This window comes from Bradyrhizobium cosmicum (genome assembly GCF_007290395.2).
Taxonomy (GTDB): domain Bacteria; phylum Pseudomonadota; class Alphaproteobacteria; order Rhizobiales; family Xanthobacteraceae; genus Bradyrhizobium; species Bradyrhizobium cosmicum.
This window is the reverse complement of the sequence record NZ_CP041656.2, coordinates 5,100,572-5,115,835: the sequence shown is the minus strand read 5'-3', so window position 1 is coordinate 5,115,835 and position 15,264 is coordinate 5,100,572. Positions and strand designations below refer to the sequence as shown.

Annotated in this window: 15 protein-coding genes; 1 reads left to right on the top strand and 14 read right to left on the bottom strand. The window is 65.8% G+C overall.

Annotated features, from left to right (window positions below):
* Window positions 1–10 precede the first annotated feature (10 nt).
* The 14 genes from FNV92_RS24710 to FNV92_RS24645 form a co-directional block, all read right to left on the bottom strand.
* On the bottom strand, window positions 11–667 hold the full coding sequence (locus tag FNV92_RS24710) for a pyroglutamyl-peptidase I (RefSeq protein WP_143844178.1): 657 nt from the start codon (window positions 665–667) through the stop codon (window positions 11–13).
* A complete protein-coding gene (gene meaB, locus FNV92_RS24705; protein ID WP_143844179.1) occupies window positions 664–1,653 on the bottom strand; it encodes a methylmalonyl Co-A mutase-associated GTPase MeaB in 990 nt (329 codons plus the stop codon). The genes FNV92_RS24710 and meaB overlap by 4 nt, the downstream gene beginning before the upstream one ends.
* Window positions 1,654–1,704: 51 nt before the next feature.
* On the bottom strand, window positions 1,705–3,216 hold the full coding sequence (locus FNV92_RS24700; protein WP_143844180.1) for a tripartite tricarboxylate transporter permease: 1,512 nt from the start codon (window positions 3,214–3,216) through the stop codon (window positions 1,705–1,707).
* A gap of 4 nt (window positions 3,217–3,220) precedes the next feature.
* On the bottom strand, window positions 3,221–3,715 hold the full coding sequence (locus FNV92_RS24695) for a tripartite tricarboxylate transporter TctB family protein (RefSeq protein ID WP_015687417.1): 495 nt from the start codon (window positions 3,713–3,715) through the stop codon (window positions 3,221–3,223).
* A 182-nt stretch (window positions 3,716–3,897) separates the two neighbouring features.
* Window positions 3,898–4,890, bottom strand: coding sequence for a tripartite tricarboxylate transporter substrate binding protein (locus tag FNV92_RS24690; RefSeq protein WP_143844181.1), 993 nt, complete (start codon window positions 4,888–4,890; stop codon window positions 3,898–3,900).
* Window positions 4,891–5,018: 128 nt separating this feature from the next.
* On the bottom strand, window positions 5,019–5,774 hold the full coding sequence (locus FNV92_RS24685) for an RsiV family protein (RefSeq protein WP_143846222.1): 756 nt from the start codon (window positions 5,772–5,774) through the stop codon (window positions 5,019–5,021).
* A gap of 74 nt (window positions 5,775–5,848) precedes the next feature.
* The gene (gene scpA / locus FNV92_RS24680) at window positions 5,849–8,005 is read right to left on the bottom strand and encodes a methylmalonyl-CoA mutase (protein WP_143844182.1); all 2,157 of its coding nucleotides are present in this window, start codon (window positions 8,003–8,005) and stop codon (window positions 5,849–5,851) included.
* A gap of 36 nt (window positions 8,006–8,041) precedes the next feature.
* Window positions 8,042–8,506, bottom strand: coding sequence for a GFA family protein (locus tag FNV92_RS24675; RefSeq protein ID WP_143844183.1), 465 nt, complete (start codon window positions 8,504–8,506; stop codon window positions 8,042–8,044).
* Window positions 8,503–10,374 (bottom strand): methylmalonyl-CoA mutase family protein, encoded by a 1,872-nt coding sequence (locus FNV92_RS24670; RefSeq protein ID WP_143844184.1) that lies wholly within the window; start codon window positions 10,372–10,374, stop codon window positions 8,503–8,505. Before FNV92_RS24670 ends, FNV92_RS24675 begins: the two co-directional genes overlap by 4 nt.
* Window positions 10,375–10,456: 82 nt before the next feature.
* Window positions 10,457–10,948: a 2-amino-4-hydroxy-6-hydroxymethyldihydropteridine diphosphokinase gene (gene folK / locus FNV92_RS24665; RefSeq protein ID WP_143844185.1), complete on the bottom strand. Its 492-nt coding sequence runs from the start codon at window positions 10,946–10,948 to the stop codon at window positions 10,457–10,459.
* A 1-nt stretch (window position 10,949) separates the two neighbouring features.
* Complete coding sequence (gene folB, locus FNV92_RS24660; protein WP_015687410.1) at window positions 10,950–11,318, bottom strand: dihydroneopterin aldolase; 369 nt, start codon at window positions 11,316–11,318, stop codon at window positions 10,950–10,952.
* The gene (gene folP / locus FNV92_RS24655) at window positions 11,315–12,175 is read right to left on the bottom strand and encodes a dihydropteroate synthase (RefSeq protein ID WP_143844186.1); all 861 of its coding nucleotides are present in this window, start codon (window positions 12,173–12,175) and stop codon (window positions 11,315–11,317) included. The genes folB and folP overlap by 4 nt, the downstream gene beginning before the upstream one ends.
* A gap of 251 nt (window positions 12,176–12,426) precedes the next feature.
* Window positions 12,427–12,834, bottom strand: coding sequence for a DUF4332 domain-containing protein (locus FNV92_RS24650; RefSeq protein WP_143844187.1), 408 nt, complete (start codon window positions 12,832–12,834; stop codon window positions 12,427–12,429).
* A 24-nt stretch (window positions 12,835–12,858) separates the two neighbouring features.
* Complete coding sequence (locus FNV92_RS24645) at window positions 12,859–13,224, bottom strand: hypothetical protein (protein ID WP_015687407.1); 366 nt, start codon at window positions 13,222–13,224, stop codon at window positions 12,859–12,861.
* Window positions 13,225–13,572: 348 nt separating this feature from the next.
* Here FNV92_RS24645 and FNV92_RS24640 point away from each other — a divergent pair, with 348 nt between their 5' ends.
* Window positions 13,573–15,195 carry a helicase HerA-like domain-containing protein gene (locus tag FNV92_RS24640; RefSeq protein WP_143844188.1) on the top strand — a complete coding sequence of 541 codons (1,623 nt, stop codon included), beginning with the start codon at window positions 13,573–13,575 and terminating at the stop codon, window positions 15,193–15,195.
* Window positions 15,196–15,264 lie beyond the last annotated feature (69 nt).

Genomic DNA, 15,264 nt, shown 5'->3' with positions numbered 1-15,264 from the left:
CCAATTCACCCTACGAAGCCGGCATGCTCCGCGCCTTCCGCGCCATTCCCACCAACTCCATCAGCATCGCCTCGCCGGCATCCACCAGCTCGTCCAGCGTGATCCGTCGCGCGCCCTTGCGTCGCACCGCGCCGCTGCGTGCGAGCAGGGGGATATGGATGAACGCGGCGAGCCGCGGCCCATCCGCCTTGACGTTCTCGATCGCGCGCCAGCTCAGGTAATTGCAGAGATAGGCGCCGGCATCGCGCGAGGATCGCGCGTCGATGCCGGTGAGGCGCGCGGCGCGCAGCAGCCTCGCCGTGTGCGGGCCGAACGTCATCGCATCCGCATGGCCGGCGATGCCGCGCTTGCTCGAGCGGGTGTTGGCGGCATCGGGCCAGAGCATGGTGACGGCGTTGCGGGCGCGGGTCTCGACGCGCAAATAGGGCGTGCGGGAAGCGAGTCCGAACATCAGCAGCGCATCCGGCTTCTCCATTGCGAGCACCTCCGGCAATTGCCGGTCGACCGCGGCATAGGTCACCGGAAAGATATGGCTCGCGATCGCGACATCGTCGAGCGCGGGGCGGCGCAGTTGCGCCAGCCGCGCGACCAGCGGCTGGGTCGGATTGTAGGGCGCGCCGGGGAACGGCCCGAAGCCGGTCAGGAGAATGCGCAGCTTATCGCTCATTGCAGCAACTCCAGGATCTGCTCGGCGGCGATGGCCGGCGTCAGATGGCCTTCGGCCACCTCCGCCTCGATCTTCTTGACCTTCGTCCGTACAGACGCCTCACTCCGCAGCCGCGCCAGCATGCGCTGCTCCAGCATCGACCACATCCACTTCACCTGCTGGTCGCGACGCCGCGCGGCGAAATCGCCGGACGCGTTCATCGCCTTGCGATGATCCAGGACCTTTTGCCAGAGTTCGGCGATGCCGGTGCCCGCCAGCGCCGAGTAGGTGATCACGGGGGGATGCCAGTGTTCCGATCTCGGCGCCAGAATATGCAGCGCGCCGCGATAGTCGGCTGCAGTGACGTTGGCGCGCTTGAGATTGTCGCCGTCGGCCTTGTTGATGGCGATCATGTCGGCGAGCTCGACCAGGCCCTTCTTGATGCCTTGCAACTCGTCGCCGCCGCCCGGCAGCATCAGGGCGAGAAAGAAGTCGGTCATGTCGCAGACCGCCGTCTCGGACTGGCCGATGCCGACGGTCTCGACCAGCACGACGTCGAAGCCGGCGGCCTCGCACAGCAGCATCGCCTCGCGTGTCTTCGCCGCCACGCCGCCGAGCGTGCCCGACGAGGGTGAGGGGCGGATGAAGGCGTCGTCGGAGGCCGAGAGCCGCGCCATCCGCGTCTTGTCGCCGAGGATCGAGCCGCCGCTGCGCGCCGAGGACGGATCGACCGCGAGCACCGCGACCTTGTGGCCCTGTTCGATCAGATAGGTGCCGAGCGCGTCGATGGTGGTGGATTTGCCGACGCCCGGCGATCCCGTGATGCCGACCCGAAACGCCCTGCCGGTGTCGGGCAGCAGCATCTGCACCAGTTCGCGCGCCAGCGCCTGATGGTCGCTACGGCGGCTCTCCACGAGCGTGATAGCCCGGGCGAGGGCCGCGCGGCTGCCGGAACGGAGATCTCGGGCGAGGGATTTGATGTCGAGCGGGGCCTTCTTCTCAGTCATGCCCTACTTTACAACGCCCCGGCAGGGCAGGCGAGAGCCGCCCGCTGCATATCACCTGCTTGTTGCCACCGCCGTCCGCACCGGTTTCATCTTGCGCCAGGCCCAGACCATCACCGGCCACAGCAGCGCGCCGATCGCCATGGCGGCGAGGATGGCGGCGACCGGGCGCTCGAAGAACGGCAGGATGCTGCCGTCCGACTTGATCAGCGACGTGACGAAGGCCTGCTCGACCATGGTGCCCATGACGATGCCGAGCACCATCGCAGCCACCGGATAGCCGTTCGCCTCCATCACGTAGCCGATCACGCCAAAGGCGGCGACGGTGACGACGCCGAACATGTTGTTGCCGATCGCGAACGAGCCGACCGCGCAGCACAGCATGATGATCGGCATGATGGCGGAGCGTGGCGCCAGCAGGATGTAGGCGGCAATCCGAATCATGGCGATGCCGAGCGGGATCATCATGATGTTCGCGATGATGAACATCAGGTAGATCGCATACATGCTCGACGCCTTCTCGGTGAACAGCGTCGGGCCGGGATTGAGGCCCTTCATGTAGAGCACGCCGATCGCGATCGCGGCGATGGTGTCGCCGGGAATGCCGAACAGCAGCGACGGCACCCAGCCCGAAGCGATGCTAGCATTGTTGCTGGCGCCGGCCTCGACCAGGCCCTCGACATGGCCGGTGCCGAATTTCTCCGGCTCCTTGGAGAAGCGCTTCGACATCGCGTAGGAGACCCAGGCGGCCATGTCGGCGCCGGCTCCGGGCAGCACGCCGATGATGATACCGACGATGTTTCCACGCGTCATCTGCCAATGATATTTCTTCGTCAGCTTCCACTGACCGGCCATGATGCTTCCGAATTTGCGCCGCGGCAGCGGTGGCGGTTCGGGCGTCAGCATCGCGCGCATCACCTGCGCCACTGCGAACACGCCGACCAGCGCCGGGATCGGCTCGATGCCGCCGAACAGATCGGTGAGGCCGAAGGTGAAGCGCGGCACGCCGCCGGGATTCTCGATGCCGATGCAGGACACCAGCAGGCCGAGGAACATGCCGGCGATCGCCTTCACCGGCGAGGAGCGTGCGACCAAGGTGGCGCACATCAGGCCCAGCAGCGCCAGCCAGAAATATTCGTAGGTCGAGAACGACAGCGCGATCTCGGCGAGCGGCGGCGCCAGAATCATCAGCGATAGCACGCCGGCGATGCCGCCGACGGCGGAGAACCAGACGCCGGCTCCGAGCGCCAGCTCGGCCTGGCCCTTGCGGGTCATGGCGTAGGCCTCGTCCGCATAGGCGGCGGAGGCGGGCGTGCCGGGAATGCGCAGCAGCGCGCCGGGGATGTCGCCGGAGAAGATCGCCATCGAGGACGCCGCGACGATGGTCGCGATCGCCGCGATCGGCGACAGATAGAAGGTGACGGGGACGAGCAGGGCGGTTGCCATCGTCGCCGACAGGCCGGGCAGCGAGCCGATCACCAGCCCGTACACGGAAGCTGCAAACATCGCGATGATGACCTCCCAGGTGGAGATCAGCGCGAACGCTTCGATGAGGCTCTTCAGCATGGGATCACCAGGGCGTCGGCAGGAGGCCGGCAGGAAGCGGCACGCGCAGGAGCTTGCCGAAGATGAGGTGGATGGCGAACGGGGAGAGCGCTGCGAGCGGTAGCGCCAGCTTCCATTTGGCCCCCAACGCGGTCGAGGTCACATAGACCATGAGCGCGGCGGTGATGATGAAGCCGAGCCGGTCGGCCGCGATCACGTAGAACAGCAGCAGCGCCGGCGGCAGCAGCGCGCGCAGGCCGTAGAGCTTGCCTTGCGGCGGCGGCGCCGCGGCAGTCTGGCCGTCCTCGAGCGGGATCAGCTCTTCCTCCTCCTCGAAGGAATGGCCGATGCCGAATACGATCGCGAGCCCGCACAGCGCCAGCCCGATGCCGATCACCAGCGGAAATACGTTGGGGCCGACCGGCTGCCCCGGTACCGGCGGCAGGATATAGCCGCCATAGGCAGAAGCCGCACCGAGCGCGACGAGAAACGATCCCGTGACGGAGTCGGGAAGACGCATGACGTAATCCTGTCAGAGTTTCGGGGGGCCTGCTCCCTCGCCCCGCTTGCGGGGAGAGGGTTGGGGTGAGGGGGGCTCTCCGCGGGGGCGGTGAGAGTTGGATTCGCGGAGAGTCCCCCTCACCCGCATTCGAGCGGAGCTCGAATGCGACCTCTCCCCGCAGGCGGGGCGAGGTACGAAGGTCACGCCTTGCTCAGGCCCGCGGCCTTCATCGCTTCGCCCATCTGGGCGTCGCCCTTGTCCATGAAGCTGCCGAACTGGCCGGCATCGCCCCACACGGTCCCGAAGCCGCGATTGCTCATGAAGTCCTTGAACTCGGCGGAGTCGTAGACCTTCTTCAGCGCCGCGGTGAGTTTCGTTGCGAGCTCCGGCGGCAGGTTTTTGGGCGCGCCGATGCCGCGCCAGGCGCCGGTCGCGTAATCGATGCCCATCGCTTCCTTCAGCGTCGGCACGTCCTTGAAGATCGGGTTGCGCGCCGGCGCCATGATCGCCAGACTCCTGGCCTTGCCGGCCTCGATGATCGCGCGTGCCTCCGGCACCGAACAGGTGGTGAGGTCGAGGCCGCCGGCGGCGAGATCCTGCATCGCGGGCGCCGCGCCGTTCGACGGCACCCAGGCGACCTGGTTGGCCGGCAGGCCCATCGCCTGCATCCAGCCGACCAATGCCAGATGCCAGATGCCGCCCTGTCCGGTGCCGGAGGCCTTGAACTTGCCAGGAGGCGCGGCCTTGATGGCGTCGGCGAGTTCCTTCACCGTCCTGTAGGGCGAGGAGGAGGACACCTGGATGCCCGGCGGATCCTCGTTCATCAGCGCAAGCGGCGTATAGCTCTTCGGCGTCAAGTCGGTGAGGCCCTGCCAGTGCATCATCGAGATTTCGACGGTGAGCATGCCGATGGTGTAGCCGTCGGGCTGCGCGGTCGCGATTGCGCTATGGCCGACCACGCCGGAACCGCCGGTGCGGTTGACCACGTTGAAGGGCTGGCCGAGGTCCTTTTCCAGCAGCGCTGCGACGATACGCGCGGTGGCGTCAGTGCCGCCGCCCGCGCCCCAGGGCACGATCACGGTGACCGGCCGGGCCGGATAGGCCTGTGCGCGCGCGGGTGTGAGGCCGAATGCGGCGGATGCTGCAACCGCAGCGGAAGAGGCCGCAAAGGCGCGGCGCGTAATCTTGGACATCAATGCCTCCCAGCGGCGCCCGTGAAACCGGGCGCTCTTAATGGCGGCATTCTAGTCGGCTTTGCCGGGTCGCTGCAAGGTAGCGCTACCACAGCGCTGTGAGCAACCTGTCGCTGCTCAGGACATGGTCACTGCGGCTCGTCCCCGTCCCCCTTCGGCCGCGCACCGCCAAAGATGCGTGTGCCCTCTGGGGTGAGGTAGGGCTTCAGCGTTTCCCACGGCACGAATGCGACATATTCGCCCTCGGCGTAGGGGCCGACTGCGTAGGGCGGATAGTGGAAGGTGAGGCCGGAGCTCTTGCCCGCTTCGGTCGACGGCGCGAGCGTCACCGCGCCGATCTTGAGCAGGCTCGGCGCCACGCCCTTGAACCATTCGTCGGTCGCGGTCTCGCTGGTATCGCGCTTCTTCTTCTCGATTGTCAGCGAGGCGATCGCTGCCTTCGCCATCGCCTTCATGGTCGGGCCCTTATCGACGGTCTCGGTGAAGAACGGGCGGATCGAGATGCGCTTGTTCTCGGCCTTGTCCCACAGGATCGTGTTCACGTCCGAATTGGGATGGGCCCCGCGGGTGTTCATGTAGTCGTCGCGCAGCACACTGACATAGCGGTCGGCGACCACCGAGCGGATCGCATATTTACGCTCGAAATCCCAGCCACCGTCCTTGAAGAACTGCGGATCCTCCTTGCGCGAGGCGGCGGCTTCGGCGGCACTCTTGTCCAGCCACTTCTTGCCTTCGGCGAGGCAATCGGCTGCCAGCGCCGCATCCGCTTTGATCTTGTCGTCGAGGAAGACGCGCGCCTCGATGCTTTTGGTCTTGACGACGGCGTCAGGCTTGGGGTCGGCGGCATGGGTCGCACCCTGGAATGCGACGCAACCCACGACCATGGCCAGCGCACGCACGAATGTTGGCGCGGAGAACATAACGCGTATCCTTTGTAATCCGGAGATCGGCGGCGGACTTACTCCGCCGCCTCGCTATGCCCGAGCCGCGCATTCAGCTTGTGGATCAATTCCTCGGCCGCATCCGCGATCACGGTGCCCGGCGGGAAGATCGCCTCGGCGCCGGCCGCATAGAGCGCATCGTAATCCTGCGGCGGCACCACGCCGCCGACGATGATCATGATGTCGTCACGGCCCTGCTTCTTCAGCGCGGCCTTCAGCTCCGGCACGGCGGTGAGGTGGGCGGCGGCGAGCGAGGACACGCCGAGGATGTGGACGTCGTTCTCGACCGCCTGTCGCGCGGCTTCATCGGCGGTTGCGAACAGCGGCCCGATGTCGACGTCGAAGCCGATGTCGGCGAACGCGGACGCAATCACCTTCTGGCCGCGGTCGTGGCCGTCCTGGCCGATCTTGGCGACCAGGATGCGCGGGCGGCGGCCTTCCGCCTCCTCGAAGGCGTCGATCAGCTCTTGTATCTTCTCGACCCGGTTACCCATGCTTGACGCCTCCCGCTTGTAGACGCCGGTGATGGACTTGATCTCGGCGCGGTGTCGGCCGAACACCTTTTCCATCGCGTCGGAGATTTCGCCGACGGTCGCCTTCGCCCGCGCCGCGTCGATCGCGAGCGCGAGCAGGTTGCCGTTGCCTTCGCCGGCCGAGCGCGTCAACGCGGCGAGCGCGGCGTCGACGTCCTTCTGGCTGCGTTCGGCCTTCAGCCGCGCCAGCTTGTCGATCTGCAGGCGCCGGACATTGGTGTTGTCGACCTTGAGGATGTCGATCGGCGCCTCATCGGTCGGCTTGTACTTGTTGACGCCGATCACCGCCTGCCTGCCGGCATCGATGCGCGCCTGGGTCTTGGCAGAGGCCTCCTCGATGCGCAATTTCGGCACGCCGGCCTCGATGGCCTTCGCCATGCCGCCGAGCTCCTCGACCTCCTGGATGTGGCCCCATGCCTTGGCCGCGAGATCGCGCGTCAGGCGCTCGACATAATACGAGCCGCCCCAGGGATCGATGATGCGGGTGGTGCCGCTCTCCTGCTGCAGGAACAGCTGGGTGTTGCGGGCGATGCGCGCCGAAAAATCGGTCGGCAGCGCCAGCGCTTCGTCGAGCGCGTTGGTGTGTAGCGACTGGGTATGGCCCTGCGTCGCCGCCATCGCCTCGACCGTCGTGCGCATCACGTTGTTGAAGACGTCCTGCGCGGTCAGCGACCAGCCCGAGGTCTGGCTATGCGTGCGCAGCGACAGCGAGCGCGGATCCCTGGGATTGAACGGCTTCAGCAGCTTCGCCCACAAGAGGCGCGCGGCGCGCAGCTTGGCGACTTCCATGAAGAAGTTCATGCCGATCGCCCAGAAGAACGACAGGCGCGGTGCGAAGCGGTCGACGTCGAGACCCGCGGCAATGCCGGCACGTAAGTATTCGACGCCGTCGGCGAGCGTATAGGCGAGCTCGAGGTCCTGCGTCGCGCCGGCCTCCTGCATGTGATAGCCGGAAATGGAAATCGAGTTGTACTTCGGCATCTTCTGCGAGGTGTAGGCGAAGATGTCGGAGATGATCCGCATCGAGGGCGCGGGCGGATAGATATAGGTGTTGCGCACCATGAACTCTTTCAGAATGTCGTTCTGAATCGTCCCTGAGAGCTTTTCTGGCGGCACGCCCTGTTCGCCCGCCGCGGCGACGTAGAGCGCCAGGATCGGCAGTACCGCGCCGTTCATGGTCATGGACACGCTCATCTGGTCGAGCGGAATGCCCGCGAACAGCGTGCGCATGTCGTAGATAGAATCGATCGCAACGCCGGCCATGCCGACGTCGCCGCCGACGCGCGGATGGTCGCTGTCATAGCCGCGATGGGTGGCAAGATCGAAGGCGACCGAGAGGCCCTTCTGACCGGCAGCCAGGTTGCGGCGGTAGAAGGCGTTGGAATCCTCGGCCGTGGAGAAGCCTGCATATTGCCGGACGGTCCAGGGCTGGTTGACATACATGGTCGGGTAGGGGCCGCGCAGGAACGGCGCGATGCCCGGATAGGTCTCGAGGAAATCGAGCCCGGCCAGATCAGCCTCGCCATAGGCCGGCTGCACCAGAATGCCCTCGGGCGTCAGCCACGGCTCGGCACTGCCGATTGGTGCGGCGGTGGCGGCTCTCTCGAAAGCGACGTCTGCAAAGTTCGGAATGCGGCTCATGGTTTCAACCATATCATGGGGTGGCGCATTGGGCGCTCAATCATGGTCCGGATGCTGATGGCTGACGATGGTCGCCATCTTCTCCGGCCCGTAATTCTGTTGCGTGGTCTGGCTCGGCAGATTGGCGATTCCGACCACCCAGCCGAGCCGGGATTCCGTTCCGTATTGCCGGGTCGGCACCAGCCGGTCGGGGCGGTCGAAGGCGCCGGTCATGATTTCGATGCGATCTCCGTCGATGCGGCCGAAGCTCAGCGGGGTGCCGCACGCCGCGCAATAGCCGCGATCGGCGATCGAGGAGGAGCGGAAGAACGACGGCTGCCCCTTGGTCCAGGCGAAGTCAGCCCGGTTGATGTCGGCAAACGAGGCGAACGGCGCGCCGCTCGCCTTCTGGCACATCCGGCAATGGCAGATCGAAACCTTCTCCGGTGCTGCCGTCAACGCAAAGCGGACCGCGCCGCATTGGCAGCCGCCGGTGAGAACGGGTTTGCTGGCCTCGGTCATGCCTGCTCCATCCGGGCGTAAGCGTCCTGCAACGTCGCCAGCGCGTCGCCACCAGCGAAGACGAAGCCCGTGACGCCGGCCGCACGCAGGGCCGCCTCGGCCTCGGCGGGGCGGCCTGCCAGATAGATATGTCGGCTGCCTGCGGTTTGCAGGGCCTTTGCCGCGGCTTCGGCGTGTTCCGCATAGACCTTGTCGCTGGAACAAAGGCACGCAAGCTCCGCGCCCGAGGCCTTGAACGCGGCCGCCAGCTCGGCCGGATCGGCAAAACCCTCGCTGTCGACGGCCTGGATGCCGCCGGCCTCAAAGAAGCTTTTTGCAAAGGTCGCGCGCGCCGTGAAATCGGCGGGCGTGCCGAGATTGGCCAGAAACACTTTCGGCCGCGTGCCACGCGCCTTCAACGCTGCATCCGACTTGTCGCGCAGCGCCTCGAACGGCTGCGCCAGCCGGATCGGCGGCAGCGGATCGAACTTGTACTTCTGCTCGCCGTAAGGTGCGAGCGCGACCGGCGCCATCTTGAGCACGGCCGTCTCGCGCTCATGCAGGTTGGGAAACTCGCTGGCCCCGGTCAGCACGTCGCGGCGTTTTGCGATGTTGGCGTCGCGCGCTTTCCACGTGGCCGCGACTTTGCTCTGGAACACGCCTTGCTGAAGCGCGGCGAAGGCGCCGCCGGCCTTCTCGCTGTCCTGGAACAGCGCCCAGGCGGCGTCGCACAGCTGCGCGGTCAGTGTCTCGATGCCGCCGGCGCCGGCCGCGGGATCGCTGACCTTGGCAAGGTTGCTCTCCTCCAGCAGCAGAAGCTGGGTGTTGCGCGCCACGCGCCGCGCGAACGGATCGGGCAGGCCGAGCGCGAGCGTATGCGGCAGCACCGTGATCGCATTGGCGCCGGCAAGGCCCGCCGCGAATGTCGCGATGGTCGCGCGCAGCATGTTCACGTAGGGATCGCGCTGCGTCAGCATGCGCCAGGCCGTGTCGGCGGCAATGAACAGCGGCTTTGGCGTGAGTCCGCACGCGGTTTCGATCCGCGCCCACAGCAGCCGCAGCGCGCGAAATTTCGCCATGGTCAGGAACTGGTCGGCATCCGCGGAGAGTCGCGCATAGACCATGCCCTGCGCCTGCTCCAGCGGAACGCCCGCGCTTTCGATCGCGCGCAGATAGGCGACACCGCAGGCGAGCACGAAGGCGAGCTCCTGCACCTCGGAGCCGCCGGCATCGTGGATGACGCGGCCGTCGGCGGAGGCAAACGGTCCCTTGAATCCGAGCGCGGCGAGCCCCTTGATGGCGCCGGTGACGGCGGGAACGATTTCGTCCCAGGTATAAGGGCTGTGGCCCCACACCGCGCCGGCCGCGAGCGGATCGAGCCCGAAACGGATGTTGCAGGCAGCGGGATCGAGGCCCTTGCTCTTCACATATTCCGCGACATGGATCGCGGCCATCCGCGACTGCGGCCCGATCTGGAGTTCGATACCGATACCGGCGTCGAGATGAATGTCCTTCAAGACCCTTGCGACCGCATCGGCCGTCGGTTCCAGGCCGAAGCCATGGCTGCCAGTGCCACCCGCGAATACCAGCGCAAGTCCTGTCGCGCCGTTCTCGAGATCCTGCAAGGCTTGCGCGTTCGCCGCTGCCGCATCGGGATGGTCGATCCGCTGCATGATCTGCCACGGCGCGGCCGCGGCCCGTCCGACCACCGGCGTAACGCCCTTGGCGCGCGGATAGAGCGGATCGATCTTCAGCCCGTCATAGGTCTTGCCGACCAGCTTCTCGAACGGCGCGCCCTTCAGCACGCCATCGACCAGCTTGCGCCAGTCTTCGACGGTCGCCTTGGGAAAATCGGCCGCCAGCGGCAGGTCGTCAGTCACGGAGGTCATACGGCCAAGGGCTCCCAAACGGCTTTGTTATTCGCAGGCGAAATTGCCACGGCCGGGCGTCGCTGCAAACGGTTGTTTTTGGTTAACCGGTATCCGGAAGCCGCTCAATGCCTTGCGTCGAGACGCTGGCGAGCCCGTCACGGACACGAATGCCCGAGATCATACGGTCGGGCGCGATTTCGGCGAGCGGCACCAGCACGAAGGCGCGTTCGAACAGGCGCGGATGCGGCAAGGTCAGATCAGGCTTCTGCATGGACACATCGTCATAGGCGATCATGTCGAGATCGAGCGTGCGTGGACCCCAGCGCCGCTCCTTGGTGCGTGTGCGACCGAATTTCTGTTCGACCTTCTGCAGCACGAACAGCAGCGCGTGCGGATCGAGCTCGGTCTCGATCTCGACGCAGGCGTTGATGAAGGGATCCTGGTCCTCGGCGCCCCAGGGCGGCGTCGCATAGTCCGAGGAGCGAGCGACCAGCACGCCTTGCGTCATGCCGCAGACATGCGCGATGGCCTTTCCGAACGTCGCACGGACATCGCCGACATTGCCGCCGAGCGCAATGAGGACGCTCGCCATCTCAGGGATGCCGCGAGCGCGTCAGCATGATGCCGACGTCGTCGAAGATTGCGGCGATCGGCGCATGCGGCTTGTGTACGGTGATCTTTACGGCGCGAATGCGCGGGAAGTGCGACAGGATGGCGTCCGCGACCGCGCCGGCCGCGCGCTCCAAGAGCTTGTAATTGGTGTTCTTGAATGCGGCCGTCGTCGTCGCCACGACTTCGGCGTAGGACACCGTATCGGAAAGCCGGTCGCTGCGCGAAGGCTCCGACAAATCGGTATAGAGTTCGAGGTCGATGATGAAACGCTGGCCGACTTCGGTTTCGTGATCCATCACGCCGTGGCGAGCGTGGATCGACAGGCCGGTCACGAAGATCGTATCGGTCATTGCTTGCTCTCGATTGCGTGTGCCACCCGCAGGGCCTGCAAGGTCTCGGCGACATCGTGGGTCCGGATGATCCTGGCGCCGCGCTGGGCGGCGATCAGGTGCGCGGCGATCGAGCCCGCGAGCCGTTCTTTCGGCTCCGACGGCGACACCGATGCGATGAAGCGCTTGCGCGAGGCGCCGACCAGGATCGGCAGGCCGAACATGTCGAATTCGCGTAAGCGCGCCAGCGCGATCATGCTCTGCTCGGCGGTCTTGCCAAAGCCGATGCCGGGATCGAGCACGATCTTCTCGCGCACAATGCCGGCTTTGGCGGCGATATCCAGCGAGCGGAGGAAGAACGTCTTCATGTCCGCGACGATGTCGATGGCGGAATCGACGTTGTCGCGGTTGTGCATGACGATGACGGGGACGCCCCTTGCGGCGACCAGCGGCGCCATGGCGGCGTCGCGTTGCAGGCCCCAGACGTCGTTGGCGATCGTAACGCCCTGGTCGAGCGCGAAAGCCACGACCTCCGCTTTCATACTGTCGATCGACACCGGCACGCCGAGCGCCACCAGGTCGGCCATCACCGGCTTCAGCCGGGCGATCTCGTCCGCCGCCGTGACCGGCCGGGCGCCCGTGTAGGGCCGGGTCGATTCCGCGCCGATGTCGATGATGTCGACGCCGGCATCGATCATCGCCCGTGCCCGCTGCAGCGCCAGCGCGGGCGCAATGAACTCGCCGCCGTCGGAGAAGGAGTCCGGGGTGATGTTGAGCACGCCCATCACTGCCGGGATCGGCCGTTCCAGCAATGTCCGCACCACGTCGGGCCCGGCCGAGCCGGCCTGGGGGACGGATGGGGATGGCGAGGCGTTCATGCCGCCCGCTTTAGCGGTCGGGGAGGGGGGATTCAAGGCGGGATTGGGCAGTGCGCGCCACTCCATGACCGTCATCCCCGCGCAACGGCGGAGCCGTTGTCGCTGGAGGTGGCCGCTTCCTGAGCGGCCCTCGAAGGGTGACAGCCCGGTCTGGCGCTGGCCGTGCATCCTTCGATTCTCTCCGCACGGTGCTGCGCACCGCGCGCCTCACACCTCACGATGACGGAGAGAATGAAGGGAGAAGGCTTGAGCTAATACGTGATCTTCGGCGGCAGCTTCTTCGCCTTGGCGATGATGTCGCAGACAGACTTCTCGGAAGGCAGGATGCGGACGAGCTTCTTCTTCTCGTTGGCTTCGCGCATGCTCTGGGCGAGCCTTGCCGGGTTTCGATAGGCGAGCTCCCGCACGGTGGTGACGCCGGCGGCGCGAACCAGGCCGACCTTGGCACGGCCCATGCCGGGGATGCGCATGTAGTCGGAGACGTTGGCCCATTCGAGCAGCAGCTGCTCGCTGATACCGGTCTTGGCGGAAAGCGTCTTGCGGCCCTTCACGGTAGACGCCGCCTCGAGCAGCGCGTCGGTCGTGCGGATTCCCTGCGCCTTCAACTTGTTGGCGGCAAAGGCCGGCAGGCCCTCAATCTCGGAGATCGGATATGTCATGATACTCGATATGAAATGCGTCGCTCAGGCGAACTGGCTGAGGCCCGGCGTTCCCGCGATGATCTTGCCCATCTGATCCGCTCCGATTTTGTCTCGGCCGTAGCGGAAAAGTTCACGGGCAATGGTCTGAATCTCGGACATGCCAAGTCCGAGGCCCATCAGGCGGGTGCCGACGGCCATCAGGCCGCCGCCCATCAGTCGCGACAATCCACCGCCGCTCTTGGACGCCTCGATCGCAGCTTCAGCACCGGGGATCTGATCGATTAGGGTCTGCACGCTGTCGGAAGGTCCCTCGTTGCGGAGGAAGCCCAGGATAATGCCGACAGTCTTTTCAGCGACAGCACTATCTATGCTGGCGTTCGACGCCAGCCGCCCGATCAGTTCGTCCATAAGGCCCGCCCCTCAGCCGGTTTGCACCCGGAATATTGCTTTCGAAAATGATCTTGAGCCGGTGCGATGTGAAATACAAGCGATGAACGCAACCAACGTTCCGATTCATTCTCGAAGACGCGAAAGGTGTTGCAACGATGCAAGAGCGGAGATGGAATCGGCGAAAAATTGCCGCGGTGCGTACGCGTCGTCCCTACTTTCGGCGGATGCCGTGCCGATGTTTCCGGCAATGTCGCATGCTCGGGGCGCGTTGAACGGTTTCAATCGGCATGCGACATGCGTTAAACTACGGAACAGGTGCATTCGCGTTTCAATATGCGAAACACGGCAGAGAGATCAGAGAGAATAATGACGGCTCAGGACAGCAAGCTCGGCGACACCGGCGACAAGATCTTCGTCGGCAAGGGAGACGAGCAGGCGTGGCTGACGCTGGCGCTCGCCAATCGCCACGGCCTCGTGACCGGCGCAACCGGAACCGGTAAGACGGTCTCGCTGCAAGTCATGGCGGAAGGATTTGCGCGCGCCGGTGTTCCGGTCTTCGCGTCGGACATCAAGGGAGACCTCTCCGGGATCTCTGAGGTCGGCGAGGCCAAGGATTTCATCGTCAAGCGCGCCACCGAGATGGGGCTGACGTTCCAGCCAGACCAGTTCTCGACGGTGTTCTGGGACGTGTTCGGCGAGCAGGGCCATCCCGTGCGGGCGACCGTCACGGAGATGGGGCCGCTGCTGCTGGCGCGGATGCTCGACCTGAACGATGTGCAGGAAGGCGTGCTCAACGTCGCCTTTCGCGTTGCCGACGACAACGGGCTGACCCTCATCGACATGAAGGATCTGCGCGCGCTGCTCGATGCCATCGTGCCGGATGCCGGCAAGAAGGGCGCGGATGCCGAGGAAAGTCCGCTTGCCGCCATCAAGAAGGCAGCGCAAGGTTTTGGCAACGTCACCAAGGCCACCGTCGGCACTATCCAGCGCCAGCTTCTAGTGCTGGAGAACCAGGGCGGCACCAAATTCTTCGGCGAGCCGGCGCTGTCGCTCAAGGACTTCATGAAGACCGACCGCGACGGCCGCGGCATGGTCAACATCCTCGTCGCCGACAAGCTGCTGCAGAGTCCACGGCTTTACGCGACATTCCTGCTGTGGATGTTGTCGGAATTGTTCGAGGAGTTGCCCGAGGCCGGCGACCTGCCGAAGCCCAAGCTGGTGTTCTTCTTCGACGAGGCGCACCTGTTGTTCAACGATGCGCCGAAGGCGCTGTTGGACAAGATCGAGCAGGTGGTGCGATTGATCCGGTCCAAGGGCGTCGGCGTCTATTTCGTCACGCAAAATCCGATCGACGTCCCCGACCGCGTGCTCGGGCAGTTGGGTAACCGTGTGCAGCATGCGCTGCGTGCCTTCACCCCGCGGGACCAGAAGGCGGTCGCCGCCGCGGCGCAGACCTTCCGGCCCAACCCGAAGCTCGACACCGCCAAGGTGATCACCGAGCTCGGCAAGGGCGAGGCACTGGTGTCCTTCCTCGAAGGCAACGGCACGCCGACCATGGTCGAGCGGGTGATGATCCGGCCGCCATCGGCTCGCATCGGACCGATCACGCCGGAAGAGCGCAAGGCGATCATGGATGCGAGCCCGGTGAAGGGCAAATACGATACCGTCGTCGATGCAGAGTCCGCTTACGAGATGATCCAGAAGCGCGTCGCCGGCACCGCGGCGACGGCGGATGCTCCTGCGGGCGCAAGCGGCGGCGGCATCCTCGGCCGGATCGGCTCGATCGTCGGCACCATCTTCGGCACCAATGTCAAGCGCGGCCGCCTGTCGGCGGGCCAGGTCATCGCGCGGGACGTGACACGGTCGGTGACCAATCAGGTGATCGGCGGCATGGCCGCCAATCTCGGCAAGTCGGTCGGCGGCCAGCTCGGCGGGTCGATCGGCCGCACGCTGGTCCGCGGCGCGCTCGGCGGGCTGCTGCGGAGGTAGGCAGGAAGCCCTGTTCGGGGCAATTCGCCCGCAACTGCGGCCGCTTCCGGGAAGAGGTCGACCGGGCGG

Bases quoted from the DNA above. Each gene is read 5' to 3' on its own strand.
- FNV92_RS24695 (WP_015687417.1), bottom strand. From the start codon at position 3,715: ATGCGTCTTCCCGACTCCGTCACGGGATCGTTTCTCGTCGCGCTCGGT.
- meaB (WP_143844179.1), bottom strand. From the start codon at position 1,653: ATGACTGAGAAGAAGGCCCCGCTCGACATCAAATCCCTCGCCCGAGAT.
- folP (WP_143844186.1), bottom strand. From the start codon at position 12,175: ATGAACGCCTCGCCATCCCCATCCGTCCCCCAGGCCGGCTCGGCCGGG.
- FNV92_RS24675 (WP_143844183.1), bottom strand. From the start codon at position 8,506: ATGACCGAGGCCAGCAAACCCGTTCTCACCGGCGGCTGCCAATGCGGC.
- folB (WP_015687410.1), bottom strand. From the start codon at position 11,318: ATGACCGATACGATCTTCGTGACCGGCCTGTCGATCCACGCTCGCCAC.
- folK (WP_143844185.1), bottom strand. From the start codon at position 10,948: ATGGCGAGCGTCCTCATTGCGCTCGGCGGCAATGTCGGCGATGTCCGT.
- FNV92_RS24685 (WP_143846222.1), bottom strand. From the start codon at position 5,774: ATGGTCGTGGGTTGCGTCGCATTCCAGGGTGCGACCCATGCCGCCGAC.
- FNV92_RS24700 (WP_143844180.1), bottom strand. From the start codon at position 3,216: ATGCTGAAGAGCCTCATCGAAGCGTTCGCGCTGATCTCCACCTGGGAG.
- scpA (WP_143844182.1), bottom strand. From the start codon at position 8,005: ATGAGCCGCATTCCGAACTTTGCAGACGTCGCTTTCGAGAGAGCCGCC.
- FNV92_RS24690 (WP_143844181.1), bottom strand. From the start codon at position 4,890: ATGTCCAAGATTACGCGCCGCGCCTTTGCGGCCTCTTCCGCTGCGGTT.
- FNV92_RS24710 (WP_143844178.1), bottom strand. From the start codon at position 667: ATGAGCGATAAGCTGCGCATTCTCCTGACCGGCTTCGGGCCGTTCCCC.
- FNV92_RS24650 (WP_143844187.1), bottom strand. From the start codon at position 12,834: ATGACATATCCGATCTCCGAGATTGAGGGCCTGCCGGCCTTTGCCGCC.
- FNV92_RS24640 (WP_143844188.1), top strand. From the start codon at position 13,573: ATGACGGCTCAGGACAGCAAGCTCGGCGACACCGGCGACAAGATCTTC.
- FNV92_RS24645 (WP_015687407.1), bottom strand. From the start codon at position 13,224: ATGGACGAACTGATCGGGCGGCTGGCGTCGAACGCCAGCATAGATAGT.
- FNV92_RS24670 (WP_143844184.1), bottom strand. From the start codon at position 10,374: ATGACCTCCGTGACTGACGACCTGCCGCTGGCGGCCGATTTTCCCAAG.